The sequence below is a fragment of the Streptosporangium sp. NBC_01469 genome, assembly GCF_036227305.1.
Classification (GTDB): Bacteria; Actinomycetota; Actinomycetes; order Streptosporangiales; family Streptosporangiaceae; genus Streptosporangium.
Genome location: NZ_CP109465.1, coordinates 7,828,255 through 7,855,196 on the forward strand (window position 1 = coordinate 7,828,255; position 26,942 = coordinate 7,855,196).

The following is a 26,942-nucleotide window of genomic DNA, read 5'->3' on the forward strand; positions in this document are numbered from 1 at the left end:
TCCCGTCAGGACGAAACTCGCCGGTGTAGGCGTACAACCCGCCGGTGTGCTGCAGCAGCATCCGCACCGTGATCCGCCGGTCCAGCTTGACGAGGCGTACGGGCTCGACAACCCCGTGGGGAAACGGCCGGCCAAGACAGCGACGTTCCTGGAACGCGTCATCGTGGACATGATCGAGTCGGCCGACCGCTGGCGCCCCCTCCTGACGTGATCAGGAAATCGCCTTCCGCGACGTAACAGCCGGCGAACTCGGCCGTGACGTCGTCGCCTTCGACGCGGCCGCGAGGCCCCCGACGGAGCCTCCGACGATCAGCGTTCCGAAGGCGTCCCGTTCGTGCGTCCCTTTTCCCCGACTCGCATTTCCCAAGTAACCGGCGCGGATCGCTCACCCTCGAAGGGGGCTGATTCCCGTGATGGTCAGGCCGAGCAGCCGCTTCGCCTCGGCCGCCGGGTCCGGGTCGTTCTCCGTGGCCAGGGCGATGCCGGTGACCAGGGCGAGCACGTCCGTGACGGTCACTCCCGGGGTCAGCGTGCCGGCCTCCGCCGCACGGCGGACCAGGAGGTCGCCCGCCTCGGTGAGCTGCGCCGACGCGCAGTGCTCGTGTGCCACGTCGGGGTCGCTCACCCGGTCCCTGGTCAGGGCGATGGCCAGCCCCCGGATGGTCGCGGCGGAGGCGGTGACCGCGTTCAGCCACTCCAGCAGGGCGGCGCGGGTGTCGGGCCGGGCGGTCAGGTCGCGGGCGTGGGCGCACAAGGTCTCGACGCGCTCGCGAAAGACCGCCTCCAAGAGGGCGTGGCGGGTCGGGAAGTGCCGGCGCACGGTGCCCGAGCCGACTCCCGCGAGGCGGGCGATCTGTTCCAGGGACGCGTCGGCGCCGTGGACGGCGATCTCCTCCTCGGCCACGGCGAGCAGGCGCGCGTAGTTGCGGCGGGCGTCCGCGCGCTGGGACGGCATGGGCTTCACCTCGATGTTGCTAAGCGGCGGGGGCCTCCGTATTGTAGCGACCACAGAAGCGGCGGGGTCCGCCGTTTAATGCCGTCGTAGGAGTGCCATGTCTGCTGATTCCGCTCCCGTCCTGGTCACCGGCGCCACCGGGCAACAAGGGGGCGCCACCGCGCGGGCCCTGATCGCGGCGGGTGTTCCCGTGCGGGCGCTGGTCCGCGACCCGGCGACCGACCGGGCCAAGGCCGTCGAGGCGCTCGGGGCCGAGCTGGTGACCGGCGACCTCGACGACCGTGACTCGCTGGTCAAGGCCGCGGACGGTGCCCGTGCCGTCTTCTCGGTGCAGATGCCCGTGATGAAGGAGGGTGTGCTCGACTTCGACGGTGAGCTGGGCCAGGCCGTCAACCTGATCGAGGCGGCGAAGGCCGCCGGAGTGCCGCAGTTCGTGCACACGTCGGTCTCCGGCGCGGGTCAGCACACGCGGGCCCCCGGCTGGGCCGATGGCCGCTGGGCGGCGCTGGAGCCGTACTACAACACCAAGAGCGGCATCCAGGATCGGGTGCGCGAGGCCGGCTTCCCCCACTGGACGATTCTCAAGCCGGGCTGGTTCATGGAGAACTTCCTGCCCGCCGCGGCCTACCTGTTCCCCCGAGGCGTCGAGGGCGGGCTGGTGACGGTGCTACGGCCCCAGACGCGGCTCTCCCTCGTCGCGGTCCAGGACATCGGCCGGGCCGCCGCCGCCGCGATCGCCGAACCCGAACGGTTCGACGGGGTCGAGCTGGAACTGGCCGGCGACTACCTGCCGATGACAGAGATCGCCGAGGTGCTCTCCGCCGCGCTGGGCACCCCGCTGGCCGCGCCCGACCTGACCGAGGAGGAGGCGCTCGCCGCCGGCATGCCGGTGTGGGCGGGGGTCCCGCACGAACGCATGAACGTGGCCGGGCAGCCGGCCCGGCCGGAGTTCGCGCGGGCGCTCGGCATCCCGCTCACGACCTTCCGGGAATGGGCGCACGAACGCCTGCAGGAAACCCGGTAGCAATCGCGGAAAATCCAACGAACCCTGCTCCGACCTGGTCTCTCACGAAAGGCGGTCCCACTCGCCCGCCCCACGTTGCGGTAAAGACGTTGCAGGTCGAAGCAGGGTTCGTTGGATTGGCGGCCAGCACTCTCGGCTACCCGCTGGGCTGCCGGCGGTGGTCAGCCGGCCAGCGGTACCCGCAGCTGCTCACGGTGCGCTCGGTTCGTGGCCATCAGCCCGTCGAGTGCGTCGCGGGTGCGGATGAGGTCGCCGATGTGCGCGGAGAGCCGGTCGCGCTCCTGTGCCATCCGTTCCAGGGCGGCGTCGGAGTTCTCCGTGCTGGGCGAATCGGTGCACGGGAGCAGTTCGGCGATGGTGCGGCTGGACAGACCCGCGGTGTACAGACGCTGGATGAACGCGACCCGCTCGACCTCGTCGTCCGTGTAGTGCCGCTGTCCACTGGAGCTGCGGGTACTGGTCAGCAGCCCCTGCTCTTCGTAGTAGCGCAGCGACCGGACACTGACCCCGGTCCGTGACGCGAGCTCACCGATGCGCACATCGCCCTCCCACTGTGATCTGCGACACAAAGCTTGCCTCTGACATGGGTGTGAGCTTCTAGCGTACTCGCCGTACCCGCAATCCGGGATCGACGACCACGGAGGACGACGTGACGACCCTTTTCGACAGCTATCGACTCGGCGACCTGACGCTACCCAACCGGATGGTGATGGCCCCGATGACACGAGTCCGGGCCGCCGTCGGCGGTTTGGCGACGCCGTCGATGGCGACGTACTACGCTCAGCGCGCGACGGCCGGGCTGATCATCTCCGAGGGCGTGCAGCCGAGCCTGATCGGACAGTCCAACCCGGGCACGCCGGGACTTCACACCGATGAGCAGGCCTTCGCGTGGCGCCCGGTGACCGCCGCCGTACACTCCAACGGCGGGCGGATCTTCGCTCAGATCATGCACGGTGGACGAGTTTCCCATCCCGCTACCACCGGTATGCAGCCGGTCGGACCCTCGGCGGTCCCGGCCATCGGCGACGTGTTCACCCCATCCGGGCCCCGGCCCGCGCCGACGCCACGCGCCCTGGACACCGCCGAGGTGCCCGAGCACACCGAGTCCTACGGCCAGGCCGCCCGCCGTGCCGTCGAGGCCGGCTTCGACGGCGTGGAGTTGCACGGCGCGAACGGCTACCTGATCTCGCAGTTCCTCTCATCGAACGCCAACCTGCGCACCGACCGCTACGGAGGCTCGGTGACCAACCGGATCCGGTTCGCCGTCGAAGCGGTGTCCGCGACCGCCGAAGCCGTCGGCGCGGCCAAGACCGGGATACGCCTCTCCCCGGGCGGGACGTTCTGGGGCGTGCAGGAAACCGATGTCCCGAAGCTGTACACCGCGCTGCTGACCGAGCTGTCCCACCTCGACCTGGCCTACGTCCATCTCGAGGCCACCGCCGACGAAGAGGTGCTGATCGGGCTGCGCCGCGCGTGGCCGGGCACCCTCGTCCTGAACCCGGTGCTGCCGATGGGCCCGAAGCAGACCGGACGGGCCGAGGCCGACCACTGGCTCGGCCTGGGCGCCGACCTCATCAGCTTCGGCCGCGGGTTCCTCGCCAACCCCGACCTGGTCGAGCGGCTGCGTACCGGCCTCCCCATCGCTCCCGTCGACGAGGCGACGTACTACCAGGGCGGTGACGCGGGCTACCTGACCTACTCGACATACCAGTACACCGCCTGATGTCGCTCCGCCGCCAACCGAATCACGCGGCCTCGTCCGTCCCTGCGCGGGTCACCTACGCGCCACGCTGCAACAGGACAGCCGCGCGGTGCGGCCCCGTCTCGCGGGGCACCGGCGGGTGTTCGGCGCTGGTTGCCATGCCCGGACAGTCCGCGCTTGCCCGCGCTCTTTGGCTGAGGGCTTCGTGTCGCGCTACCCACCCACGAGCGGACCGGCCGCCATCATGGCGTCTGGCGCGACATCGTGGTCATCAGCGCTTGGGCAGCGGCCCGGTGAAGGACAGCGCGTTCAACCTCAGGAGTTTCTCCTCCTACATCCTCGACCTCGTGGCCGACGTGCCGAACCTCCTGCGTCTGACGCCTCCGGGTCTTCCGTAGTGCCACCCGAAGCTCAGTACTCAGGGACTTTGCGCTCCTGCCGGTGGTCGTGGGCAGGCACGTCAGGTGGCGACGTCGAGGATCCAGGTGACGCCGAAGCGGTCGGTCAGCATCCCGAAGCCCGGGGCCCACCGCGAGGGGCCGTACTTCTCGATGAGGTCGGCGCCGTCGGTGAGCTTGTCCCACAGCGCGCCGACTTCCTCGGCGGTCTCGCCGCGGACGGAGACGAAGAACCGCTCGCCGGTCAGCGTCATGCCGTGCTCGCGGGTGGTGGCGGCGGGCGCGGCGGCGGCCGGTGCCTGGCTGGGTACGTCGTAGGCCATGATGCTGAAGCCGTTGTCGGCCGTGACCTGGCCGAAGACGATCTTGTCGGCGTCGGGCAGTTCCTTCGGCATGCCGAAGCCGCCGTAGGCGATGGTGGTGAGGTGGCCGCCGAACACGGTCTGGTAGAACTCCAGCGCCGCGCGGGCGTCGCCGCGGAAGTTCAGGTGGGTGGTGGTGGAGATGGCCATGCTGGTGACTCCTCGCTGATTTTCCGGGCGCGGTACGCCCGGTATGGGGTGTTAGGTCTCGTTTGAGAGAACCAGGGAAGGGGTGTCGGACGGCCGAATCGGCTGGCTGACCGGCTCGAGACGAAGATTCGCAGGGGTAGGTGACAGGGTGTGGCACCTACCGTGGGCAGAATCAGGTTCATGCCGAAAACCTCTGCCCGACTGCTGGCCCTGCTGTCTCTGCTGCAGACCCGCCGGGACTGGTCCGGCACGGTGCTGGCCGATCGCCTGGGCATCAGCCTGCGCACCGTGCGCCGCGACGTCGACCGGCTCCGCGAGCTCGGCTACTCCATCGCCGCCGTCAAAGGCCCTGACGGCGGCTACCGGCTCGGCGCCGGCACCGAACTACCCCCGCTGCTGTTCGACGACGAACAGGCCGTCGCCCTCACCATCGCCCTGCAGATCGCCGCCACCACCCCCGGCAACGGCCTCGCCGAACCCGCCGAACGGGCGCTGAACACCATCCGGCAGGTCATGCCCTCCCGGCTCCGGCACCGCATCGACGCGCTGCGCGTCACCGCCGTCGAACGACCCCTCACCCGGCCGGCCACCCCGGTCGACGGCGACGTGCTCCTGAGCATCAGCGCCGCCGTCCACGCCCGCGAGATCCTGCGCTTCGACTACGGTGGCGAGGCCACGGACAAACCCCCGCGCCGCGTCGAACCCCACCACGTCATCACCTGGGACGGACGCTGGTACCTCATCGCCTGGGACCTCGACCGCGACGACTGGCGCACCTTCCGCGCCGACCGGATCACCCCGCGCACCCCCAACGGGCCCCGGTTCACCCCCCGCGTCCTGCCCGGAGGAGACGCCGCCACCTTCGTCACCGGCACGTTCCGCGGCTCCGGCGACGCCTTGGGCAACTGGCCCTGCCAAGGCACGGTGATCCTCGACCTGCCCGCCGCCACCGTGGCCCTCTACACCCGCGACGGACTCGTCGAGGAAATCGGCCCCTCCCGCTGCCGGCTCACCCTCGGATCCTGGTCCTGGCCCAGCCTCGCCGCCGCCATCGCCCGCTACGACGCCGACATCGAAGTCATCGGCCCCGACGGACTCACCGACGCCTTCGAACACCTCGCCCGCCGATTCACCAGAACCACAGCCGGCCACGACATCACATCACCGACATCGCGTGAAGTCGCGGGGTAACGGGTTCGCGACGCCGAGGTCAGCGCCAGTAGTCACGTTCGGGCAGGCGCAGTCAGACGTCGGGCGGCCCGATGACCGCGCGAGTGTCAATCATCCGTAAGCCCGCATAGGCGCAGGAGTAGGCCACCGCGTTGTACCGGTAGAGGCAGGAAAAGAAGACCTCCAGGGGCCCGTCGTCCTCCCACGGGGTTCCGCCCGGGTGAAGGTCCCAGCCGACGATCTCACCGTCGCGAAGGATGCTGCCTTGACTGCCGCTCGCCGGGTTGTCGAACAGGTCCGGTTCTGAGCCGGCCAGGCTGAGGCGTCCGGGAGACCAGCCACTCATCATCGGCCTCCAAGGAGCGGGCTAACGCCGGAAAAACTCCCCGGATCGATCTGTTTCACTGCGCCGTGTTGGTAGGCGGCAGACCCTCGATCACCATGAATTTCGCCGCCTCGATGGTGGCCCGGACCACGCGGGCCACGTACGCATCGGTCCCTTCGTCGCTGCCGGGGTGCACATTGCCCGCGACGATCAGGGAGCTGAGGCCGTGGGTGAGTGCCCATATGCCGGTGCATAGTGCGGTTGCTTCCTCGATGTCGCAGGATGCGTCGAGACCGACGGCTCGCACGATGGCTGCCTGAACGGCGTCCATTGCCGTCCGTACCGAGGGCCGAGTGCTGCACACGCTGCCGCCCATCAGCCGGAACATCTGTGGCCGTTCCAGAGCGAACTGAACTCCCAGTTGCACTACGGCGACCAGACGATCCCGGGCGGTCTGCCCGTTGGCCACGGCGATGCGGTTGACCAGGTCCGCGCAGCCGTGCTCAGCGAGGGCCGCGAGGAGGTCGTCCTTGTCGGTGAAGTGGCGGTAGGGCGCGTTCGCCGAGACTCCTGCGGCTCGCGCGACGGATCGCAGCGAGAGCCTGTCGGCCCCTTCGACCTCGACGAGTTCGGCGCCTGCCCGTAGCAGGGTTGCGGGCAGGTCGCCGTGGTGGTAGCTCTGGCGACTCATGTTGACATCATACACATTGCTTCATAATGTGTGCCTCGTCAACATTGGGCGCACTGTCCCTGGGCAGCGCATATCGCCGCACGAGATGAGGACACCCATGACGGATGCCGGGGCGCCGCTGGCGCTCGCACACGGTCAGCCGCTGCCGAACCGGATCGCCAAGCCGGCCATGGAGGAATTCCTGGCCGACGAGGAAGGTCTGCCTAGCGAAACCATGGTCCGGCTCTACCAGCGCTGGGCCGCGGGCGGGGCGGGCCTGCTCATCACCGGGCACGTCATGGTCGACCCCCGAGCGATGGCTGACCCCCGCGATGTCGCGCTCGTGGAGGGCACGCCGCTGGAACCGTTCCGACGGTGGGCCGAGGCCGCGAAATCCGGCGGTGGCCGGGTGTGGATGCAGATCAACCATCCAGGCCGGATCGTGCAGACCGGCCCTTGCGGCACTGCGTGGTCGGCATCGGATGTGCCAGTCGATCTCGGGCGGTGGTCCCGCATGTTCCCGCGTCCCATCCCCATGACACCGGAGCAGATCGCGTACACCGTCGACCGGTTCGCCTCCACTGCGGGGCTGGCGCAGGAGGCAGGGTTTGACGGAGTCGAGATCCACGCCGCACATGGCTACCTGCTCAGCCAGTTTCTCTCCCCGCGCACCAACCGGCGCTCGGACGCGTGGGGCGGTCCGCTGGAGAACCGGGCCCGGCTCCTGCTCGACGTGGTGACCGCCGTGCGGGAGCGCGTCGGAGACACCTTCTCGGTGGCCGTGAAGATCAATACTGCGGACTTTCAGCGCGGGGGCTTCGCCGAGGACGATGCCCGCGGCGTCGTCACCATGCTCGCCGAACGTGACGTGGATCTGATCGAGCTCTCAGGCGGGTCGGTGGAGAGCCTGGCTACCCTGGGCTACCGAGCCGACGGCCGGACGCTGGCGCGCGAGGCGTACTTCTTGGAGGCCGCCGGGCAGATCCTCGCCGAGGCTACCGTGCCGATCATGCTTACCGGCGGAATCCGCCGGTTGACGACGCTCCACCGGGTCATCGAGGGTGGCGCGGATGTCGCGGGCGTCGGCACGGCCCTCGCCGTGGATCCCGACCTGCCCCGTCGCTGGCTGGCCGGCGAGGAGGCCGAGGCGACCCCCGTGCAGGTCCGCTGGCGGGACAAGACCATCGTTGCTGCGGCGACCTTGGCCATCGTGCACCGCCGGTTCGTGGACCTCGCCCGCGGCGGCGAGGCGCACCGCATTCCTCGTCCGGTCGCGGCGTTGATGGCCGACCGTCTTCAACTGCGCCGCACCGTGCGTCGCCAGCGAGCCCGCCGACAGCTGCCGAAGCCCCGTAAGTTCCGTCGTTGTCAGGTCCGCTGCATGGTTTCGGGGGAATCCGGCGTGACCTGCGGCTCGACAAGTTAGTCCGGACGGGGGGCTCATGGTCGTCCGGACTAACTTGTCGGTTTCTGCTGTCCGTTCCCAGGTGATCTGTTTCAGCTCCTGGCCCGCGCTCACAACGCGATGGGGCGATACTTGAGAGCGGCTTCAACAATCTCCTCGGCTGTGGCGTCCTGTAATTCTTCCGGCGGCCAGAAGATCAGATCACTGACGCGTGGATGGAGCACATTGGCCTCTAGCAGGCGTAGGTAGAAGTCGGAGTCCGGGTCTGCCTCCATGATCCTGCGGACAATTTCGGCGAGTTCTTCCTGGGTGATGTCCGATACCTTGAGCCGCTCCGGGCGGGCGGTGGCTATGTACGTGAGTTGCGGAGGCGTTTGTTGCTGGGGCAGGGAAGGCGGCTTCGTGTGGTGAGGGGTGATGTCGCCGAGTTTTGACGGCAGTGGGGTTCTTGCGGTGGGAGAGTCGGTGTGCTTCTCCCGTTTGGGGCCCCATGCGCATATCGGCGACCAAGGTCGAGCTGTATACGGCGATTCGCAACGTTTGCCCTGTCCGCTACCGGCACCTCGGGGCGATGTCCCCCGTCGATATGTCCGCGCGTTCGGGGGCACGGCCAGCGCGGCCAACGCGACTCCGAGCCGTCGTTCCGTCGCGAGGGAGCGGCCAACGTGCCAGGATAAATCATGTCAAGCCGTAACTCGCGTGGGCCGGTATCGCAGGGCGACCGCCCCCGACCGGAACTCACGGCGGTCCACGGGCTCGAGCTGGATGCGCTCGCGCAGACCGGCGAGCAACGTCGGCCCGTGTCCGGCAAGGACCGGCTGCACAAGGAACTCGTACTCGTCGATCAGTCCCAGATCTGCCAACGCCAGGGGGAGCGTCACGCCACCCACCCACAGGCCCTCGCCTGACTCCTGCTTGAGCCGCTGAACCGCTTGCCCGAAGTCGCCTCGCACCAGCTCGGCATTCCAATCGACCGCGCTCAGCGTGCTCGACACAACGTACTTCTTCGCCCGGTCGATGGTCTCGGCGAACGGGATCTGCCACTCATCCATCCAGTCAGGCCACGTGTCCGTGGCCGGCTTCCGCCACGCCGACTCCATCATCTCGTAGGTCACCCGGCCGAATAGCAGGGCATCGGCTCGCTCCATCTCAGCGGTCCAGTAACGCATCGACTCCTCGTCCGGGGGGAGCCCTGCCTCGTGATGGCAGCAGCCGTCGAGCGTGACGTTGATCGAGTATCGAAGTGGTCTCATCTCGTTGCTCTCCCTTGATGCGCGCAGCGCGTTTTCACCGGACGTCTACTTAGACGACTGTCGGCGCCATTTCTCATCGGCGCCCGATCCCACCTACTCAACACCGTCGTGATGCGAACCAGACCGCAGACTGAGCGCGCGACCGATTCGGGCGCTCGGGGCGTTCAGGTTCACAACGGGACGGCGCTCATAACGCTCGACTTCGATGCACGGTGCCACGTCACCTACCGTCGGCTCAGGGCCAACGACGAACGTCGCAAACGTTGCCTGACGCGGCACTAGCTGCGATAACGCCAGCTTCTACACACTTCTCGGCATCCGCGAGGCCATCCACCACGCCGGCGGCAGCCTCATCCTGGCCAATCCCAGTCCACCCGTCGAACTCGCACTGTCTCGAAGCGCCCTGCGAGACCTACTGCCCCTCCACGACATCCTCGCCAAACAGCCACCGCCCGGCCACCCAGACAGCCCGGAGTGACGTCAAAACTCACCGACATTGATCAAGGAATCGGCCCCCAACCGCCTCCCGAAGTCAGCGACAAACGCCTCCCGAAGAACCCAACACAGCCACGGGCGGCATCCCGGGCGAGGTCCTCCAGTCTCTGCGATTCCCAGTACGCGGCGAAATCCGACGGCTCGTAGGTGTGTCCAGTCTGCATGTTGAACGCGGCGACGGCCTCGCGTGCCTCCATCAGCCTGCCGGTTTCTATAAGTTCCGCGATCCGGTCGATCTCCCTCCCCAACTGCTCCTGGCGCTCCTGGGAGACAGACGGGGGAAGCAGCTCCGGTCGTAGATCCATGCCAGGCATTCTGCATGCCTCATGTACGCGGGACTACCACCCGGATGCCTCACCTCTGCAGATCGCACCGGCAGCGCGTGGATGATGACGAGTCCGCCGAGGGGTCGCCGTCGGCCCCATCTCGCGGGTTACCGGCAGGTGTTCGGCGCCGGTCGGTATGCCCGGTTGATCCGTCCTTGCCGACGACCCCCTGCCCCACCAACTCGCCGACGTCGAGCGCCTCTTGGCCGACCTCGCCGCGACCGTCCCGGCCGGCTGCTGCCTGGTCTGCGCCCAGCCCCTGGCCGCGATGAACTTCACCACCGCCAGGATCCGCCGCTACTGCTCTACCTGGTGCAGCCAGCGCGCCCGCGGGATGTTCCAGAGGGGAACGGGCGGGCCGCCCGGGCGGTTTTGGGGGTTAGTAGTCGAGGGCGCGGTCGACCAGTTCGGCGACTTCGGTGGGGGGAGGCGCGGAAGTAACGGGCGGTGGTCCCAATAGAGGTGTGGCCGAGGAGGGCTTGGACCTGGGCGTGGTCGGCGCCTGCTTCGCGCAGTCGGGTGGCGTAGGTGTGGCGCAGCCGGTACGGGCGCAGACCGGGTAAGTCGGCGTCCTTACCGACGGCGCGCACGATGTCGGTGACGCCGTCGACCGACAGCCGTCCGCGCCGGCCAGCAGGTGCCGGCGCCAAGCGGTGACGGCGGCTTCGGCGCCGACCAGGTCGACGAACGCATCCGCGTGCTCAGCTGCCCGCGCGAGCAACCACTCCCGGTAGGCGAAAGCCTGGCGCCGGCGGGGAGTTTTTCCGGCGTTAGCCGTGCCTCTGCCCAGAGGTTATTTGGAGAGATCCTGCCGGGACTCCCCGGATAACCTGACTTACCCAGAAACCTCAGAGACGGAGGGTCGAAGACCCCGAGGAGGCGTGAGCGGTCGACGTTTCGCCTTGCGCTCGGCATCACGGACGTCCTGCAAGTCAGCGGAAGTACGCGCCGGCCGCCGGGGTCGCCAGGAGGATGATGACGAGGAGCGAGCCCAAGGTCGCCAGAGGAAAGCGTGCCAGGACGAGGGGGCGCAGCCAGGAGGGGAAGCCGGTGTTCGCAGCGGCGATCACGGCTCGTACGTCGATGTTCCGCACGGTGTGGTCACCGGACTTCCTGAAGGCGGCCTCGGTATAGCGGGTGGCGAACACCTGGCCGGCGGTGACGAAGCCGACGCCGAGCAGAACGACCGGCTCGATGATCCACGACAGGATGCGGCCGGTCCCGTTCGCGGCGAGGTTGAGCAGGGCCAGCGCCGTCAGGCACCCGGCGATGCCGAGGGCGAGCGCGAATTCCCAGGCCTGCTCTTTGAACCTGATTCCGTGCTGCGCGAGGATCGCGGGCGGGCGGCCCTGCCGGACGATTTCCGCTTCGGCCGCGCGCTGGGCGCTACCTCCGGTGATCCAGGCGGCGATTGGGACGATGAGGAAGGTCGCGGCGAGCAGGAGCTGCAACGTGACGGCGACGGCGACGGGAAGCGGCATGGTGAACCTCCGGGGGCGAACGTGCGCTGAGTTCGAACGGGCACCACATCGACTTGCACTAAGTTCAAGCCGAACGTAGGCATCTCTTGAACAAAGTGCAAGAGATTTTTCGAACTAGGCACAGGACGACTCGGATGCCCTGGCGTAACCGCGTACCGCGCGACACGCCGATCACCGAACAGATCGTCCGTACCGCGATCGAGTCGCCGACCTCGCCGCGGGAAGATCGCGGAATGTGCGCCTGAACCAAAATCTCCCCGGGACCGCAGAGACCCCGTAAAGAGGGCCGTCGTGCTCCACGACCCCCGACACGCGATCTTCATCGACCTTCTAAACCACCTGTTTGCGGATGTCCGCAGCGAGCCCCTCCCGGGTGGCGGGCGCGCTGGACGCGGGTGCGGACCCGGCGGCGGAGCGGCGGGTGAGTTCGGGGAGGAGTGCCAGGATCCCGAGCGCGGCCAGCGCGGCACCGAACCACAGCGGGGCTCGCAGGCCGAAGTTGTCGATGGCCACTCCCCCGGCAAAGGAGCCGATGATGACGCCGAGGGTGATGAAGGAGGAGTGCACGGTGTTGACCAGTGGCCGGGTGTTGCCGGCTCGCTGGACGCGGATGGCCATCGCCGGATTCATGGTGACGCCGACCAGGCCGATGCCGAGCATGAACACCACGGCGGGGACGCTGAGGTGGGCCAGCAGCGCGAACCCGGTCAGGAAGATCAGGTTCAGGGCCAGCCCCCACAGCTGGACGCCGGCGGTGTGCTTGTCGGCGAGGCGTCCGACGATGTTGTTGCCGATCACGGTGGCGGCGCCGTAGGCGATGAGCAGAAGCGGGACGGCTCCGGCGCCGAATCCGGTGACCTGGGTGAGGATCGGGTTGAGGTAACTGAAGGCGGAGAAGGTCGCGCCGATGATGAGGGTGCTGGTCGCGAGCGCCAGCCACAGTCTGGGGTTCCTGAAGACACGCATCTCCTGCCGGAAGTCGCCACCGTCGCCTTCCGCACGCTCCAGCCGACGTACGCCGATCATCGTGGCGAGCGCGGCGAGGACGGTCAGGGCACTGATGGCCCAGAAGGCGGCGCGCCAGCCCAGACGCTCTCCGATCAGTGTGGACAGTGGCAGCCCCAGCAGGGTGCCCACCATCAGCCCGTTCATGACCATCGCGATGGCTCGGCCGCGTACCTGCGGAGGTGTCAGCTGAATCGCCAGTGAGACGGCGAGTCCGAAGAACGCCTGGGAGGCGATGCCGCTGATGATCCGCGCCGCCATCATGACCGGGTAGGAGGGGGCGGTCGCGGCCAGCAGGTTACCCGCCAGGAAGATCGTGAACAGCACCATGAGTGCCGGTTTGGGGCACAGTTTCAGCACCGCGATGGTGAGGAGCGGCCCGCCGGCGGCCATCGCGACCGCGAAGGCGGTGATGAGATAGCCGATCTGCGGGATGGTGGCGTTCAGTCCGTCGGCCATCTGCGGCATCAGGCCGGCGACGGCGAACTCGCTGGTCACCATGGCGAAGATTCCGAGGGCCAGCAGGTATACGGCACGGGGCATGGTAGGGGCTCCTGTGTCGGTGAGTTTTACATCGATCGATGCAAAATGAGGGCATGCGGACGCGGCACGGACGGCCCGCGGCGCGCCGGCGGGGATGGGGCGGGTCAGGACGTCAGAGACAAAGGGTCAAAGCGTCAGGAGGGTCAAAGGACCAGGGGGCAGGGGTCGAAGCGTCATGGGGTCAGGGTGTCCACCGCCGTTGCCGCGATGGCCTCCAGGACGGTGCGGTCGGCGCCCCCCTGGGCGGCCACCCGGATTCCCGCGATCACCGCGTTGAGGAACCAGGCGAGCGAGTCCGGGTCTCGCGGAGAGGTGATGTCGCCATCGCGCTGCCCGGTCGCGATGACGGTCTTGAAGCACTCCAGTCGCCGGGCCATGTCGCGATCCAGCAACCGGGCGATCTCCGGGTCGCGTCCGGCGAGTTCCACCGTGGTGTTGACGGTCAGGCAGCCGCGGCCGTGGCCGTCCCGCCGGTTCGCGGACTCGATCTCGAGGATTCCGGAGAGCAGCGCGCGGATCCGCTCGACGGCCGACCGCTCCCGGTCCTCCAGGATCTCCAGTTGGGAGGCGGTCGTGGTGTCGATGTAGCGGGTCAGCGCACGCTTGAAGAGTTCGCGCTTGCTGGTGAAGGCGTTGTAGACGCTGCTGCGGTCCAGGCCGAGAACGTCGCACAGGTCCCGGGTCGAGGTGGCCTCGTAGCCGTTCGCCCAGAAGACGCGCATCGCGGCCTCCAGGACCCGGTCCTCGTCGAATGTCCGCGGTCGAGCCATACGGGCACGCTACACGTTTTACATCGATCGATGCAATATGGAACCCGGCCCTCTGCCATCCACTCCGAAGACGTGCTTGCCCCGCGCTCGCGCCTGCCCGGCCATGGCCGCGGCGGCGACCGGGCGGCCACCGACCAGGTAGGGGGAAGATCGATCTCAGGTGGTCGACAGAAATAAACCTCTGCTCCGCCTGGTTGCCGCCTACATGGCTGATGACGACATCCGCGGGACGGCCCGCGGCTCCTCCGAGGTACCCCTGTCGATCCTGGAGCTGGCGACCGTCGGTTCGGGAGTGACACCCACCGAGACCCTGGCGGCGAGCACCGAGCTGGCCAGGCGCGCGGAGGAGTGGGGCTACCACCGGATCTGGGTGGCCGAGCACCACGGCATGCCGTCCGTGGCAAGTTCCTCGCCCGCCGTGTTGATCGCCCATCTGGCCGCCGCGACCAGGAGCATCCGGCTGGGGTCCGGCGGCGTCATGCTGCCCAACCACGCCCCGCTGGTCGTCGCCGAGCAGTTCGGCACCCTGCACGCGCTGCACCCGGGCCGCATCGACCTCGGGCTCGGCCGGGCCCCCGGCACCGACCCCGCCACGGCGAGGGCCCTGCGCGGGCGGCACGGCCTGGACGCCGACGACTTCCCCGAGCAGCTGGCCGAGCTGACGGCCTTCCTGGACGGCACGTTCCCGCAGGGCCACCCGCTGGAGCGGGTCGTCGCGGTGCCCCGCTCCCCCGAGTCGGGCCGCCCGCCGATCTGGCTGCTCGGTTCCAGCGGCTTCAGCGCCCAGCTCGCCGGGATGCTCGGCCTGCCTTTCGCGTTCGCGCACCACTTCAGCGGGAACAACACCATCCCGGCCCTGGAGCTGTACCGGTCGTCCTTCGAGCCCTCCGCCGTCCTCGACCGGCCGTACGCGATGATCGGCGTCTCCGCGATCGCCGCCGACACCCCCGAGCAGGCGCTGCGCCTGGCCCGCTCCGGCGGGCTGTCCATGCTGCGGCTGCGGCGCGGGGCGCCGCAGCCGATCCCCACGCCCGAGGAGGCCGAGAGCTACCCGTACAGCCCGATGGAGCGGGACTTCCTCGACGACTACCTGTCCAAGGTGGTGATCGGGGACGCCGTCGGGACGCGGCAGGGGTTGGAGGATCTCCGCAAGCGCACCGAGGCCGACGAGTTGATGATCACCACGATGGTCCACGATCCCGCCGCCCGGACCCGCTCCTACGAGCTCGTCGCCCAGGCGTACGACCTCACCGGCGGTTCCTGACCGGGGGCGCCCGTCCCCGAGTGCCGCCCGCCGCCTTCGTCTCGGCCCCTCCCTCCGCGCGCTCGGCGCCGGCCCGGCCCTGTCCTTCAGCCACCCGCCCGGCCCTCCGTCCGCACCGCCCTGCCGGGCCGGGTGTCGCCGCTCCGCGGGGTCTCGGAGCGCGGGGTCTCGGAGCGCGGGGTCTCGGAGCGCGGGGTCTGGAAGTACTCGTGGGCACCGTCGCGGGCGTCGTGGGCCGACGTCGCCGGTGACCACCAGAACGCCTCGGCCCCCTCCTCCACGACCCTCCCCCCTGAGAGGATCACGACGTGGTCCGCCAGCCGCGCCACGACACCCATGTCGTGGCTGATCAGTACGAGGGTCAGCCCGGACTCTCGGCGCAGTTCGTCGAGCAGGTCGAGCACCCCGGCCTGGGTGATCGTGTCCAGCCCCGAAGTGATCTCGTCGCAAACAAGGACCTCGGGGGAGGCGAGCAGCGCGCGGGCGAGCGCCGCGCGCTGGAGCTCCCCTCCGGACAGCCCGGTAGGTCGGCGGGCCGCCGACGCGGCGCCGAGCCCGACGCGTTCGAGCATCTCCAGCGCCGCGTCCCGCGCCGCACCGGACCTCAGGCCGCGCAGCCGCACGGCGGTGCGGCTCACCTGGTCGGCTACCGTCCGGTTCGGGTCGAAGGAGGCGTGCGCGTCCTGGAAGACATACTGAACGCGGGCCACGTCCTCGCGCCGCCGCCGTGACAGTGCCCCCGCCAGCGGTCTCCCGTCGAGCAGCACCGCTCCCCTCGCGGGCTCGTGCAGCCCCGCGACGCAGCGCGCGAGGGTCGTCTTCCCGCTTCCCGAACGCCCGACCAGCGCCAGGCACCGCCCGGCGGCCACCCGCAGCGACACGTCGTGAAGCACCGGCACCGAGCGGTGCCTCGCCGTCAGTCCGACGACGTCGAGCCGGACCGGCCCCGGCACGGCGTTCCGGGGTGACGCCGCCTGCCGGGAAGGCCGGCCCGCCTCACCGGAGAACAGGCCCCATCCCCGGCCCGTGGACGAGTTCACCGCACCGGGAGACGGAACCACCTCCCCGGAGGACGGACTCCCTTCCTGACCGGTGGACGAGCTCATCGCACCGGGAGACGGAACCACCGGACCGGAGGGCGGGACCGCCGGGAGCCGGGCGGCGAGCAGGCGTCGGGTGTAGTCGTGCCGGGGCCGGGCGAGTACCTCCCCGGCCGGACCGCTCTCCACCGCCCGGCCGCCGCGCAGTACGACGACATGGTCGGCGAGCGTGCGCACCACGTCCAGGTCGTGGCTGAGCAGGACCAGCGCGATGCCCTGCCGTACGAGGTCCGCCAGTGCGTCCACGACCTCCCGCTTGGTGATGGCGTCCTGGCCGGTGGTGGGCTCGTCCGCCACGATCGCCGACGGCGCCGTCAGCAGCGTCTGGGCGAGCACCAGGCGTTGCTGCTGCCCGCCGGAGAACTCGTGCGGGTAGCGGCGCGCCACCCCTTCACCGGCGGGCAGGTCGACGCGGCGGAGCACGGACGAGATCCGGTCCGCCACGGATCCGTTCATCACGGCCCCGCCAGGCACGGCCCCACCAGGCGCGTGGCGCCCGGCGACCTCGCGCAGCACCGCGCCGGCGCGGCGGACCGGATTGAGCGCGGACGCGGGGTGCTGCGGCAGGTAGCCCACCGTCCCGGCCACCTCGACCGTCCCCGACAGGACCACCCCGGGCGCGTGCTCGCCGAGCAGCGCCCGCCCGATGGTGGTCTTGCCACTGCCCGAGGCCCCGACCAGGGCGAGCACCCGGCCGGGTGCGAGCTGGAAGGAGACGCCGTCGACCAGCGTGCCGCCACCGGCTTCGGCGCGCAGTCCCACAACGCGGATCACGCGATCTCCCCCCTGCGCCGCACCCCGTCGAAGAGCAGGTTCAGCCCGACGGACAGCGCCACGATCAGCAGCGCCGGGACGAGCACCGCCCAGGGCTGAAGGAACATGCCGGTCCGGTTGCGGTCGACCATCACCGCCCAGTCGCCGGAGTCCGGGGAGACGCCGACGCCCAGGAAACTCGCCGTCGCGACAAGGTAGAGCGCGCCGACGACGCGGACGCCCAGGTCGGCCAGGAGGGTACGGAGCATCGACCGGCCCACGTAGCCGACCGCCCGGCGCCACCAGCTCTCACCCTGGAGCCGCATCGCCTCCATGGCGGGCCTGGCGGCGATCTCCAGGGCCGCCGCGCGGGATATCCGGGCCACCTCCGGCAGGCTGATCACCGCGACGATGACGACCAGGGTGACGGGTCCTGGCGGAACGGTGGCGGCGAGCAGGATGAGCATCAACAGCGAGGGGACGGCCAGCAGCAGGTCCAGAGGTCTCATCAGCAGCTCGTCGAGCCACCGCCGCCGGGTCATCGCGGCCAGCAGCCCCAGCGGCGTGCCCACCAGGAAGGCCAGGGCGGTGGCGGCCAGGGCGACCACCACGACCGTACGACCGCCGAGAAGCACCTGCCGCCACACGTCCCGGCCGACGAAGTCCGTGCCCAGGAAGGGGCCGGAGCCGAACGGGACACCGCGAAGACCCGGCTCGCCCGCGAACCACGGACCGGCGAGGGCGATCACCAGCGGCACGCCCAGCAGCACCCCGCCCGACCCCCACCTCGGCACCGGCCCGGATCCCCGCTCAGATCCCCGCTCCGGCCCCGGTTCCCGTCCCGGCCTCATGTCGCACCCGCCGCGCGCGGGGCGAGACGGAACGCGGCGACGTCGGCGGCGAGGTTCACGACCACGGTGGTGGCCGCGAAGACCAGGGCGAGTCCCTGGATCACCGGAATGTCGCGGGCGGAGACCGCGCTCACCAGGGAGGTGCCGAGGCCCGGGATGACGAAGACGGCCTCCACGGTGATCACACCGCCGAGCAGCCAGTCGGTGGTCCTGGCGAGCTGCTGCACGGCCGGCGCCACCGCGTTGGGCAGGGCGTGCGCCACGACGACTCTCCGGCCCGAGAGCCCGAGCCTGCGGGCGTGGCGGACGTACTCGGAGCTCAGAGCGTCGATCATCCCGGCCCTGACCAGCCTGCTGATCGAGCAGATCGGCCGGGCGAGCAGGACCAGGAGGGGAAGCACCAGCACGGCCGGCTGTGCGAGCAGGTTCGGGCCGACGCCCACCGCGGTGGGCGGGAACCAGCCGAGCCGCAGGGCGAACAGCGCGACCAGAAGCACGGCGAGGGCGAACTCCGGCACCGAGTACAGGGCGATGCCGGCCGAGGTGAGGATCCGGTCGAGCAACCGGCCCTCGCGGATCGCGGCGACGACGCCCGCGGCCACCGCCAGCGGCACCAGGAGCAGCAGGGTGATCGCGGCGAGCTGGAGGGTCGGCCCGCCGGCGTCGGCGAGGAAACCGGTGACCGGGCGCCCGGCCGTCAGCGACGTGCCGAGGTCGCCGCGGAACAGGCCGAGCAGCCATTCGGCATAGCGGACCGGCGCGGGCCGGTCGAGCCCCAGCTCCTGGCGGATCCGCTCGATCCGCACCGGGTCGGGCGTGTCCCCGGCCAGCACCACGGCGGCGTCTCCCGGCAGTGCCTCGGTGAGGGCGAACACCAGTGCGGTGACCGCCACGACCTGGGCCAGGCCGAGCAGCAGGCGCCGTGCGGCGTACCCGGGCAGGCTCCTCCGGCCTCCGGAGCGGGAGTACCAGGACGACGGGGCGAGTCGGAGGTGCGTCAAGCCAGCCACACTTTGTCGAACCGGGCCCAGTCGAGGGTGTTGGCCGGGGCGTCGGCGACGCCCCCCACCCCGGGCGCGGTCGCGACGAGCCAGTCGGCGAAACCCCAGACGAGGTAGCCGCCCTCGGCGTGCTGGGCGCGCTGCATCTCGGCGTACACGTCGCGGCGCGCCTTCTCGTCGGCGAGCGAGACGGCCTTGGCGTAGAGCTCGTCGAACTCCGGGCGCTTCCACTTCGTGATGTTGGTGGTGGACGTGCTGAGCAGACGCTGCGCGAAGTGGGACTCGATGGGCATCGCGCCGGACCGGAAGCAGCACAGCGTGCCCTTGTCGAGGACGTCCTTCCAGTAGGTGTCCTTGTCGCCCACCGCGACCTCGACGTCGAGACCGGCCTGGCGCATCTGGTCGGCGAAGACGCTCGACGATTCGACGAAGCCGCTGGCCGCCGCCGATGTGTCGAGCCGCACCTTCAGCCCCTTCGCACCGGCCTTCTCCACCAGCCACCTGGCCTTGTCCAGGTCACGGGCACGCTGCGGGATCTCCTCGGCGTAGTACTGGTAGCCCCTGCCGAAGAGGTCGTTGCCGATCTGCCCGGCGCCGGCCAGCACGGTGTCGACCAGTTCCCTCCGGTCGGCCAGCAGGAACATCGCCTCGCGCAGGTTCCGGTCGTCGAAGGGCGGGCGGTCGAGTTTCATGGCGAACGCCTGCATGCCGCTGTTGGTGAGCCGGGTGACGGCCAGGCGGTCGTTGCCCCGGTAGGTCCTGGCGGTGGTCGCGGTGATGTCGTGGGCGTAGTCGGCCTGTCCGCCCAGCAGGGCGTTGACCCGGGCCGACTCCTCGTTGGCGATCAGGTACTGCAGCTCGTCGACATGGGGCGCGCCCTCCCAGTAGTCGGGGTTGCGCTTGAGCAGCAGGGAGCGGCCAGGTTCAAAGGAGCCGAAGGTGAACGGGCCGGACCCGATCGGTTTGGTGAAGTCCTCGGCGCCCTCGGGGACGACGAACACGCCGAAGGCGGCCAGCACGTTGGGGAACTCGGCGAACGGCTGCCTGAGCGCGAACTCGACCGTGCGGTCGTCGACGGCCCTGCTGGCGGCCAGGTCGATGACCGCCAGGGTGGACCTGGCGCGGAAGGCGCGGGCGGGGTCGGCGATCCTGGCGTAGCTGTAGAGGACGTCGGCGGCGCGCACCGGCCTGCCGTCGTGGAAGGTCGCCCGGCGCAGGGTGACCCGCCACGTGGTGAGGTCGGCGGAGGGTTCCCAGCGCTCGGCGAGGCGCGGCACGACCGACAGGTCGGGACCGTAGTCGGCGAGCTTGTCGAACAACGCCTTGGACCGGGACGCCTCGACGAACAGGTTGGACAGGTGCGGGTCCAGGGTCTCCTGGGCTCCGCCCCCCGCGAACGCGACACGCAGCCGGCCCCCCGCGCGAGGCTTGCCCGCCGTGGTGCCCCCGGCGGTGGGACCGGTGCCGCACCCGGCGAGCAGGGCGGCGGACAGCCCGGCGGTGGCGCCGAGGAAGCCGCGGCGATTCAGGGAGTGCATGGGAGAGGGGTCCTTTCATCGGTTGTGCCGGTTGTACGGCCGGCCGCGCGAACAGCCGGACGATCGGCGCTGACATCGGCTCTGACATCGGCTCTGACATCGGCCGGGCAGGCGGCCGGGCAGGCGGCCGGACGATTCCCGATACGGTCGTGTGGGCCGCCGGGCGGGGGACGCAGGCGGGCCACGACATGGAGCCGGTCGCCGGACAGGCCGTCCGACGGCGGCGCACCGGGGGTCCACGGGGGTTGGGTGCGCGGTCCCGGCCCGCCGAACAGGGCCAGTACCTCGAAGCCGGCGACGTCGAGGAAGTACTCCAGTTCCCGGGGGAAGAGCAGCCTCCAGGCCGAATACTGGTGCAGCGGCCCGGCGCGGCCCGGCCACTCCCAGGTGCGGTGCCGGCGCAGCAGCTGGGCGGCATGGTCGATCCACAGGCGGGTGCGGGAGGTGTACGGCACGCCCTCCCAGAGCACGGACCCGGTGACCGTCCCCTCCAGCAGCTCGGTGTTGCCGAGGAAGAACGCGCCGTTGCGCATCTCGGCGACGAGCAGCCCGCCGGGCGCCAGGTGCGCGCGGCAGCGGGACAGGAACGCGGTCAGGTCGGCGTTCTCGTGGCAGTAGAGCAGCGCGCTGTCCAGGCAGGTGACCACGTCGAACCGGCGGCCGAGGTCGAACGACCTCATGTCGGCGTTGACGAACTCCACACCCGGATACCGGCCGCGCGCGTGGGCGAGCATCGGCTCGGAGACGTCCAAGCCGGTGACGGTGTAGCCGTCGCCGGCCAGGTGACCGGCGTCGCGGCCGGTGCCGCAGCCGATGTCGAGCAGCCGGGTCCCGCCACCGAAGCGACGGGCGAGGTCGTCGGCGAACCGGGCCGCGAGATGACCGGGGTCGGGGAACCGCAGCTCGTACAGCTCGGGGTTGTCGGTCAGGAAGTTCACGGCCGCGCCGTCCTCTCCGGTGCCGGGAAGTTCACGGCGCCTTCTCCGCCGCCGGGAAGTTCCCGGGGGAACCGCTCTCCGGCACACCGGCGCGGCGCACCGCGATCGCGGAGCCCAGCCCGAGCGCGGCGCAGAGCGGCCAGGCGAGCCAGCCCGCCGTGTCGCCCGCCCAGCCCACGACGACGTTGCCCACCGCGGCGACCAGGCCCGAGGCGAGGTAGAACATCCCGAAATAAGTACCGATGACGCCCTCCCTGCCAAAGGAGGGAATCAGCTCCAGCACGAACGGCTGCGCGATCATCACTCCCAGGGCCAGCCCGAACACGGTGAACAGCACCGGGGTCAGACCGGGCAGCAACGGGGCGAGGAAGGCCGCGCCCATCACCGCCAGGCCGAGCGCGATGGCGGTCCCCCCGCTGAGACGGTCCCGCAGCCACCGGGTGACCCGTACCTGCAGCAGCAGGGTGGCGACGGTGGAGACCAGGAACAACGCCGCCACCGAGGCGGCGGAGCCGGTGACCTCCTCGGCCCGCATCGGCAGGATCAGGTAGAGCTGGTTCTGCAGGGCGAACATCCCGCTCAGCGCCAGCGTGAAGGCGACGAACCGGCGGTTGGCCAGGCACTCCCGCCAGTCGGCGAGCACCGACCCCCCGCCGGGCGGCACGGGCCGCGACGGCAGCGTCAGCGCCTGTGCCACCGTCAGCCCGGCGAAGATCAGCGCTGCGGCGACGGCCGCCACCCGGAAGTCGACCAGCAGCAACGCGCCGCCCAGCAGCGGGCCGAGCAGCGCCCCGGTGCTGGCGAACACGTTGAACAGGGAGAACGCCTCCGCGCGGCGGTCGCCCGCCTCGACGGCCAGGTAGGAGCGGACCGCCGGGTTGAACAGCGCCCCGGCCAGACCGGACAGGACCGAGGCGCCGAGCAGCACGGGCAGCGAGCCGCCGAACGCGAAGAGACCGAAGCCGACGGCGCGCAGCGCGCACCCCGCGATGATGACCGTGCGAGCACCGAGCCGGTCGGAGGCCGTCCCGCCGATCAGGAACAGGCCCTGCTGGCTGAGGTTGCGCACACCGAGCACCACCCCGACGGCGGCGGCCGACATGCCCAGGCTTCCGCCGAGGTAGCCGGCGAGATAGGGGATCAGCAGGTAGAAACCGGTGTTGACGCCCATCTGGTTGACCAGCAGGAGCCGTACGGACAGCGGAAAGGACCGGAACGTCCTCATGTCGCCGGCCGCACGCCGAGGCCGGGGAGGCCGGAGAGCCGCAGCACGCCGTCCTCGCCGCCGATACCGGTCCAGGGGTCGCGCTCCAGCAGTAAATGGCCGTCGAGGTCGACCCAGCGGGCCTGCCCGGCCAGGTGGGCGGCGGGGGCGATGCCGAGCGAGCTGGACACCAGGCAGCCGAGCATGACGTCCATGCCGTGGCGCCGCGCCGCGTCGATGACGCCGAGCGCGGCCAGCACGCCGCCGCACCGGGCGAGTTTGACGTTGACCCCCCGGACGGCTCCCGCCAGCCGCTCGACCTCGGCCACTCCTCCGGCGTCCTCATCGGCTATCACCGGCATCGATACCCGCCGGCCGACCCAGGCGAGCAGGTCGGGACGGCCCGGCGCGATGGGCTGCTCGACGGCGTCCACGTAGGGCATCCGCTCCAGCAGCCGGACGGCCCGCTCGGCGCTCCAGGCGCCGTTCGGGTCCAGCAGCAGGCGCGCTCCGGGGGCGGCTCTCCTGACCGCCTCGATCCGCGCCACGTCGTCGGCCGGGTCGGGCGACCCGGCCTTGACCTTCAGCACGGTGAAACCTCGGTCGCGCAGGTCACGGGCGGCTCCGGCCGCCCGCTCCGGCCCGCAGATCCCGATCGTGTACGCGGTGGGCACCGGCCGCCAGGAGGGGGATCCGGTGAACCGGTGGACGGGCAGCCCGTCGCGCTTGCCCGCCAGGTCCAGCAGGGCCGCGTCGAGGCCGGCGAGCACCCCCGGCGGGCACGGCAGGTCCGGCAGCTCCGCGAGGAGTGTCTCCGGGTCGGGCCGACCGGCCACCCGCTCCAGCGCGGCCGTGATTCGGGGCACGTCCAGCCCGAGGTAGGCGCTGGACACGATCTCGCCGTACCCGGTCACCCCGTCGTGGCGCAGCGCGATCCGGACGGCGTCGCGCGCGGCCATCACCGAGCGGGAGATGCGGAAGGGCTCGCGCAGCCGCAGCGGGACCACCTCCCAGCCGAGCCTCATGCCGGGACCTCCACGGCGCGCAGCGGGTCGGCGACCCGGCGGCAGCGCGCCCAGCCCGTCACCTCGACGGCATCGGAATCGGCGATCTCCAGTGGCCGGGTCACCGGATGTCCGGCCAGCCCGCGGGAGCGCCGGTAGTCGTCGTTGAAGATCGAGTCGAGGTAGCGGTGCGGCCCGTCGGGGAAGACGGTCACCACCCGCGCGCCCGTCTCCACCCGCGCGGCCCAGGCCGCGACGAGCGCGACGGCCCCGGTACTCCAGCCTCCGGTGACGAAGGCGTGCCGGGCTAGGCGCCGGCAGGTGTCGGCGGCCTCCGCGGGCCCGACCCAGTGCACCTCGTCGAACTCCTCGTAGGCGACGTTGCGCGGGTGGATGCTGCTGCCGAGCCCGCGCATGAGGCGGGGGCGCGCCGGCTGCCCGAAGATCGTCGAACCGACCGTGTCGACCCCGATGAGCCGTACCTCCGGCCAGTGCCGGCGGAGTTCGGAGATCACGCCGGCGCTGTGCCCGCCGGTCCCGACACTGCACACGAGCACATCCGCCGCGCCCAGCTGGGCGACCAGCTCGCGTGCCAGCGAGGCGTACCCGGCGCGGTTGTCGGGGTTGTGATACTGGTTCGGCCAGTACGCGCCGGGCAGCCGGTCCATGACCCGGTCGAGCCGGTCCAGCCGGGCCTGCTGCCACCCGCCCACCGGGTGCGGCCGGTCGACCGTCTCCAGCCGTGCCCCGTACGCGGCCAGCAGTGCCCGCATGCCCGGTTCCAGCTCGGCGTCGACGACGAGCACCACCGGGTGGCCCAGGGCCTGGCCGGCGAAGGCCAGCCCGACGCCGAGGGTGCCGCTGGTGGACTCCACCACCGGCGCCCCCGGCCGGAGCTCGTTCCTGGCCCGCGCCCCGAGCAGCATCGACACCGCGGCCCTGGCCTTCATGCCGCCCGCGCCGAGGCCTTCGAGTTTGGCCCAGAAGCCGGGATGGGCGTGCGGCAGCGGTGTCCCGATCCTGGCGACAGGGGTGTTGCCGAGCAGGGTGAGCAGGTCCGGTGCGGAGGTCACCTGGCTCCTTCCGACCGATAGCGGTAGATGAGGGTCGGGCCGCCGTCCAGCCAGAAGAACGGGTACGGCTCCGCGGAGAGGGCGGTGACCCCGGCGCCGACGAACCGCCGGAGCACGGCGCTGCCGGTCTGGGCGAAGAGCACCAGGGGCTTGCCGGTGTCGCGCGCGTGGCGCAGCAGCGGATCGAAGGTCCCGTTTCCCAGCGTCATTCCGGAGGCGAGCACGGCGTCGCAGCCCTCCAGCGCGGCCCCGGCGTCGGTGACGTGCGGCTCGCCCCATTCGGTCTCGCCGCCCCGCAGGTCGCACGGCACGTAGCGGAGGCCGCGTTCCCGCAGGCGGTGCAGGAGCGAGTTGACCACGCCGACCACCAGTACCCGGCCCCCGGCGGGGACGGGGAGGAGGTCCACCACCATGGCGGCCCGGGCCATCGACTTGTCCAGGGAGGACCCGGCGGGCACGGCCACGGCGTCGGCCGGGTCGTGGGGATGCTCGCGCATCAGGTAGGCGTCCAGGGCGGCCGTGCGCACCGCGGCCAGCGGGTGCGACAGCAGCGTGGCCACGTCGCGGCCCACGCAGTCGTACACCACGTCGTCGGGTATCGCGTCCGGTTCCACCGCGCAGGACCCGACCGCCTCGCCGAGCCGGAGACTGATCACGTGGTTGCGGTAGCCGCGGCCCCGGGTGGCGTGGTGCGCGCCCTGCTTGGTGACGAATCCGACGCTGATCCGCTGCCGGGCGGGGTCGGAGCCCGCCCGGCAGGCCAGCACGTCCGCGACCAGCCCGCCGAGCCCGGCCGACGGCTTCACGCGTACTCCACGGTCAGGCCGGCCACGAGTTCCTCGGCCCGGGATCGGGCGCCGGAGCCGGCGGTGTCCGCGACCATCACGTGGCCGAGGTAGCCGTTGTTGCTCGTCGGCTCCCCCGCGCGGAATCCGGCGGTCTTGACCTGCCACTCGACGACGTCGCCGGCCTCGGCGAGCCGCCGGGTGCCGTGGACCGCCGAGAGCGTTCCCGGCCCCGGGGGCAGCAGGAAGGCGATGGCCGCGCTGCGCACCCCGGTGTCGGCGGGTGCCAGCCAGGGCCGCTCTCCCAGCGCGAGCTGGGCGTAGGCGGTCGGTATGTCCACGCCCGTCACCCGGCGGACCAGCTCGGTGATCTGGTTTCCCGCGGGCCGGGGATTGATCTCGACCACCCTCGGCCCGTCCGGGGTCAGCTTCAGCTCCGTATGGGCCACGCCGTGGTCCAGTCCGACCGCGGCCAGCGCGGCGAGGGCGGCCTCTCCGGCGGACCGCACCGTGCCGGGGTCGAGCGCGGCCGGGAACATGTGGCCGCTCTCCACGAACCACGGCTCGCCGGTGAGACTCTTGTCGGTCATGCCGACGATGCCGGTCTCGCCCTCGAAGGCCACCGACTCGACGCTGATCTCGGGGCCGGTCAGGACCTCCTCCAGCAGGACGACGGGCAGCCGCCGCTGCTGTCGCGCGTTGACGGGGAATCCCTCCAGCGCCAGGTAGGCCTCGCGAAGCTGCTCCCGGTCGTCCACTCTGCGCACGTACATCCCGGCGCACAGGTCGACCGGCTTGATCACCAGGGGGTAGCCGATCTCCTCGGCGCGCGAGGCCGTCTCGGGCCAGCCGCCCGTGACGGCGAAGGCCGGTCCCGGCAGCCCCGCCTTCCGCAGCGCCTCCCGGGTGAGGTCCTTGCGGTAGGCCCGCTCGACGGCCTCGGGACCGGCCCCCGGCAACCCCAGGTGGGCGGCGAGCCGGGCGGCCGTCGCGAGGTAGTAGTCGCACGAGGAGATCACCCCGTCGAAGCCGAGGGCCTCGTGCAGCCGCTCGACGTACCTCAGCAGGGCCGGGACGTCGTTGGTCTCCGCGGTGACCACGTTGTCGGCGGCGAGCAGGGGGTGCGCGAGGGCCCCTGACGGGGCGCGCAGGTAGTGGTGCAGATCGCGGGTGAGGAAGGTGAACCGGTGACCCGCCTCCCGGATCGCCCTGGGCAGCAGGGAACTCATCGATCCCACCCAGCTCTCGACCATCAGCAGATGCCCCAAGACAGCCTCCTTCATCACAAGACCAGATGGAAGGAATGATAATCACTTTCATTTTCTTTGCAACACGATAAGACCCCTTTGATCCGGATCTGATGCATCTGCGCCGGTAAAGGCCTCAATCTCCACCGA

General features: G+C 70.7%; 28 protein-coding genes. 6 read left to right on the forward strand and 22 right to left on the reverse strand.

The genetic code is table 11. The features are described 5' to 3' along the window. Window positions 1-46 precede the first annotated feature (46 nt). Window positions 47-211, forward strand: coding sequence for a hypothetical protein (locus OG587_RS34180; protein ID WP_329082677.1), 165 nt, complete (start codon window positions 47-49; stop codon window positions 209-211). Window positions 212-385: 174 nt separating this feature from the next. Here OG587_RS34180 and OG587_RS34185 read toward each other — a convergent pair whose 3' ends face one another. Continuing rightward, entirely contained in the window at window positions 386-955 is a 570-nt protein-coding gene (locus tag OG587_RS34185) for a TetR/AcrR family transcriptional regulator (protein ID WP_329082678.1), read from the reverse strand. A gap of 97 nt (window positions 956-1,052) precedes the next feature. Here OG587_RS34185 and OG587_RS34190 point away from each other — a divergent pair, with 97 nt between their 5' ends. Then, window positions 1,053-1,979, forward strand: coding sequence for an NmrA/HSCARG family protein (locus OG587_RS34190; RefSeq protein ID WP_329082681.1), 927 nt, complete (start codon window positions 1,053-1,055; stop codon window positions 1,977-1,979). A 161-nt stretch (window positions 1,980-2,140) separates the two neighbouring features. Here OG587_RS34190 and OG587_RS34195 read toward each other — a convergent pair whose 3' ends face one another. Next, on the reverse strand, window positions 2,141-2,518 hold the full coding sequence (locus OG587_RS34195; RefSeq protein ID WP_329082683.1) for a MerR family transcriptional regulator: 378 nt from the start codon (window positions 2,516-2,518) through the stop codon (window positions 2,141-2,143). Window positions 2,519-2,628: 110 nt separating this feature from the next. Here OG587_RS34195 and OG587_RS34200 point away from each other — a divergent pair, with 110 nt between their 5' ends. After that, on the forward strand, window positions 2,629-3,702 hold the full coding sequence (locus OG587_RS34200) for an alkene reductase (RefSeq protein ID WP_329082685.1): 1,074 nt from the start codon (window positions 2,629-2,631) through the stop codon (window positions 3,700-3,702). 439 nt (window positions 3,703-4,141) lie between these two features. Here the strand turns inward: OG587_RS34200 and OG587_RS34205 are convergent, their stop codons facing one another. After that, complete coding sequence (locus OG587_RS34205; RefSeq protein ID WP_329082687.1) at window positions 4,142-4,591, reverse strand: VOC family protein; 450 nt, start codon at window positions 4,589-4,591, stop codon at window positions 4,142-4,144. A 180-nt stretch (window positions 4,592-4,771) separates the two neighbouring features. On the opposite strand from OG587_RS34205, the gene OG587_RS34210 reads away from it, so the two are divergent. Then, a complete protein-coding gene (locus OG587_RS34210) occupies window positions 4,772-5,782 on the forward strand; it encodes a helix-turn-helix transcriptional regulator (RefSeq protein WP_329082688.1) in 1,011 nt (336 codons plus the stop codon). 52 nt (window positions 5,783-5,834) lie between these two features. Here OG587_RS34210 and OG587_RS34215 read toward each other — a convergent pair whose 3' ends face one another. Both OG587_RS34215 and OG587_RS34220 read right to left on the reverse strand, forming a co-directional pair. After that, window positions 5,835-6,110 carry a hypothetical protein gene (locus tag OG587_RS34215; protein ID WP_329082690.1) on the reverse strand — a complete coding sequence of 92 codons (276 nt, stop codon included), beginning with the start codon at window positions 6,108-6,110 and terminating at the stop codon, window positions 5,835-5,837. 52 nt (window positions 6,111-6,162) lie between these two features. Further along, window positions 6,163-6,777, reverse strand: a complete 615-nt coding sequence (locus OG587_RS34220) for a TetR/AcrR family transcriptional regulator (RefSeq protein ID WP_329082692.1) — start codon at window positions 6,775-6,777, stop codon at window positions 6,163-6,165. A gap of 97 nt (window positions 6,778-6,874) precedes the next feature. On the opposite strand from OG587_RS34220, the gene OG587_RS34225 reads away from it, so the two are divergent. Next, window positions 6,875-8,182: an NADH:flavin oxidoreductase/NADH oxidase family protein gene (locus tag OG587_RS34225; RefSeq protein WP_329082693.1), complete on the forward strand. Its 1,308-nt coding sequence runs from the start codon at window positions 6,875-6,877 to the stop codon at window positions 8,180-8,182. Window positions 8,183-8,271: 89 nt separating this feature from the next. Here the strand turns inward: OG587_RS34225 and OG587_RS34230 are convergent, their stop codons facing one another. The 7 genes from OG587_RS34230 to OG587_RS34260 all read right to left on the reverse strand — a co-directional run bounded on the left by OG587_RS34230 (window position 8,272) and on the right by OG587_RS34260 (window position 14,034). Further along, window positions 8,272-8,784 (reverse strand): bacteriocin immunity protein, encoded by a 513-nt coding sequence (locus tag OG587_RS34230; RefSeq protein ID WP_329082695.1) that lies wholly within the window; start codon window positions 8,782-8,784, stop codon window positions 8,272-8,274. 60 nt (window positions 8,785-8,844) lie between these two features. Then, entirely contained in the window at window positions 8,845-9,414 is a 570-nt protein-coding gene (locus OG587_RS34235) for a dihydrofolate reductase family protein (RefSeq protein ID WP_030925166.1), read from the reverse strand. Between the two features lie 500 nt (window positions 9,415-9,914). Then, window positions 9,915-10,214, reverse strand: a complete 300-nt coding sequence (locus tag OG587_RS34240; RefSeq protein ID WP_329082700.1) for a hypothetical protein — start codon at window positions 10,212-10,214, stop codon at window positions 9,915-9,917. 326 nt (window positions 10,215-10,540) lie between these two features. After that, window positions 10,541-10,885: a site-specific integrase gene (locus tag OG587_RS34245; protein WP_329082701.1), complete on the reverse strand. Its 345-nt coding sequence runs from the start codon at window positions 10,883-10,885 to the stop codon at window positions 10,541-10,543. 282 nt (window positions 10,886-11,167) lie between these two features. Beyond that, window positions 11,168-11,716, reverse strand: a complete 549-nt coding sequence (locus OG587_RS34250) for a hypothetical protein (protein ID WP_329082703.1) — start codon at window positions 11,714-11,716, stop codon at window positions 11,168-11,170. A gap of 330 nt (window positions 11,717-12,046) precedes the next feature. Further along, the gene (locus OG587_RS34255) at window positions 12,047-13,264 is read right to left on the reverse strand and encodes an MFS transporter (protein WP_329082704.1); all 1,218 of its coding nucleotides are present in this window, start codon (window positions 13,262-13,264) and stop codon (window positions 12,047-12,049) included. A 173-nt stretch (window positions 13,265-13,437) separates the two neighbouring features. Next, window positions 13,438-14,034: a TetR/AcrR family transcriptional regulator gene (locus OG587_RS34260; protein ID WP_329082706.1), complete on the reverse strand. Its 597-nt coding sequence runs from the start codon at window positions 14,032-14,034 to the stop codon at window positions 13,438-13,440. 205 nt (window positions 14,035-14,239) lie between these two features. On the opposite strand from OG587_RS34260, the gene OG587_RS34265 reads away from it, so the two are divergent. After that, a complete protein-coding gene (locus OG587_RS34265) occupies window positions 14,240-15,298 on the forward strand; it encodes an LLM class flavin-dependent oxidoreductase (RefSeq protein ID WP_329082708.1) in 1,059 nt (352 codons plus the stop codon). 86 nt (window positions 15,299-15,384) lie between these two features. Here OG587_RS34265 and OG587_RS34270 read toward each other — a convergent pair whose 3' ends face one another. The 10 genes from OG587_RS34270 to OG587_RS34315 are packed head-to-tail and all read right to left on the reverse strand — an operon-like array spanning window position 15,385 to window position 26,813. Next, the gene (locus OG587_RS34270; RefSeq protein WP_329082710.1) at window positions 15,385-17,172 is read right to left on the reverse strand and encodes an ABC transporter ATP-binding protein; all 1,788 of its coding nucleotides are present in this window, start codon (window positions 17,170-17,172) and stop codon (window positions 15,385-15,387) included. Then, entirely contained in the window at window positions 17,169-17,945 is a 777-nt protein-coding gene (locus OG587_RS34275; RefSeq protein ID WP_329082712.1) for an ABC transporter permease, read from the reverse strand. The genes OG587_RS34270 and OG587_RS34275 overlap by 4 nt, the downstream gene beginning before the upstream one ends. A 53-nt stretch (window positions 17,946-17,998) precedes the next feature. Then, entirely contained in the window at window positions 17,999-19,003 is a 1,005-nt protein-coding gene (locus tag OG587_RS34280; RefSeq protein WP_329082714.1) for an ABC transporter permease, read from the reverse strand. Beyond that, a complete protein-coding gene (locus OG587_RS34285; protein ID WP_329082716.1) occupies window positions 19,000-20,541 on the reverse strand; it encodes an ABC transporter substrate-binding protein in 1,542 nt (513 codons plus the stop codon). The genes OG587_RS34280 and OG587_RS34285 overlap by 4 nt, the downstream gene beginning before the upstream one ends. Continuing rightward, window positions 20,529-21,479, reverse strand: a complete 951-nt coding sequence (locus OG587_RS34290; protein WP_329082718.1) for a class I SAM-dependent methyltransferase — start codon at window positions 21,477-21,479, stop codon at window positions 20,529-20,531. The genes OG587_RS34285 and OG587_RS34290 overlap by 13 nt, the downstream gene beginning before the upstream one ends. 31 nt (window positions 21,480-21,510) lie before the next feature. Next, window positions 21,511-22,704 (reverse strand): MFS transporter, encoded by a 1,194-nt coding sequence (locus OG587_RS34295; RefSeq protein WP_329082719.1) that lies wholly within the window; start codon window positions 22,702-22,704, stop codon window positions 21,511-21,513. Next, window positions 22,701-23,708 carry a dipeptide epimerase gene (locus OG587_RS34300; protein WP_329082721.1) on the reverse strand — a complete coding sequence of 336 codons (1,008 nt, stop codon included), beginning with the start codon at window positions 23,706-23,708 and terminating at the stop codon, window positions 22,701-22,703. The genes OG587_RS34295 and OG587_RS34300 overlap by 4 nt, the downstream gene beginning before the upstream one ends. Then, a complete protein-coding gene (locus tag OG587_RS34305) occupies window positions 23,705-24,760 on the reverse strand; it encodes a PLP-dependent cysteine synthase family protein (protein ID WP_329082723.1) in 1,056 nt (351 codons plus the stop codon). Before OG587_RS34305 ends, OG587_RS34300 begins: the two co-directional genes overlap by 4 nt. Beyond that, window positions 24,757-25,566: a Rossmann-like domain-containing protein gene (locus tag OG587_RS34310; RefSeq protein WP_329082725.1), complete on the reverse strand. Its 810-nt coding sequence runs from the start codon at window positions 25,564-25,566 to the stop codon at window positions 24,757-24,759. Before OG587_RS34310 ends, OG587_RS34305 begins: the two co-directional genes overlap by 4 nt. Next, complete coding sequence (locus OG587_RS34315; protein WP_329082727.1) at window positions 25,563-26,813, reverse strand: ATP-grasp domain-containing protein; 1,251 nt, start codon at window positions 26,811-26,813, stop codon at window positions 25,563-25,565. The genes OG587_RS34310 and OG587_RS34315 overlap by 4 nt, the downstream gene beginning before the upstream one ends. Window positions 26,814-26,942 lie beyond the last annotated feature (129 nt).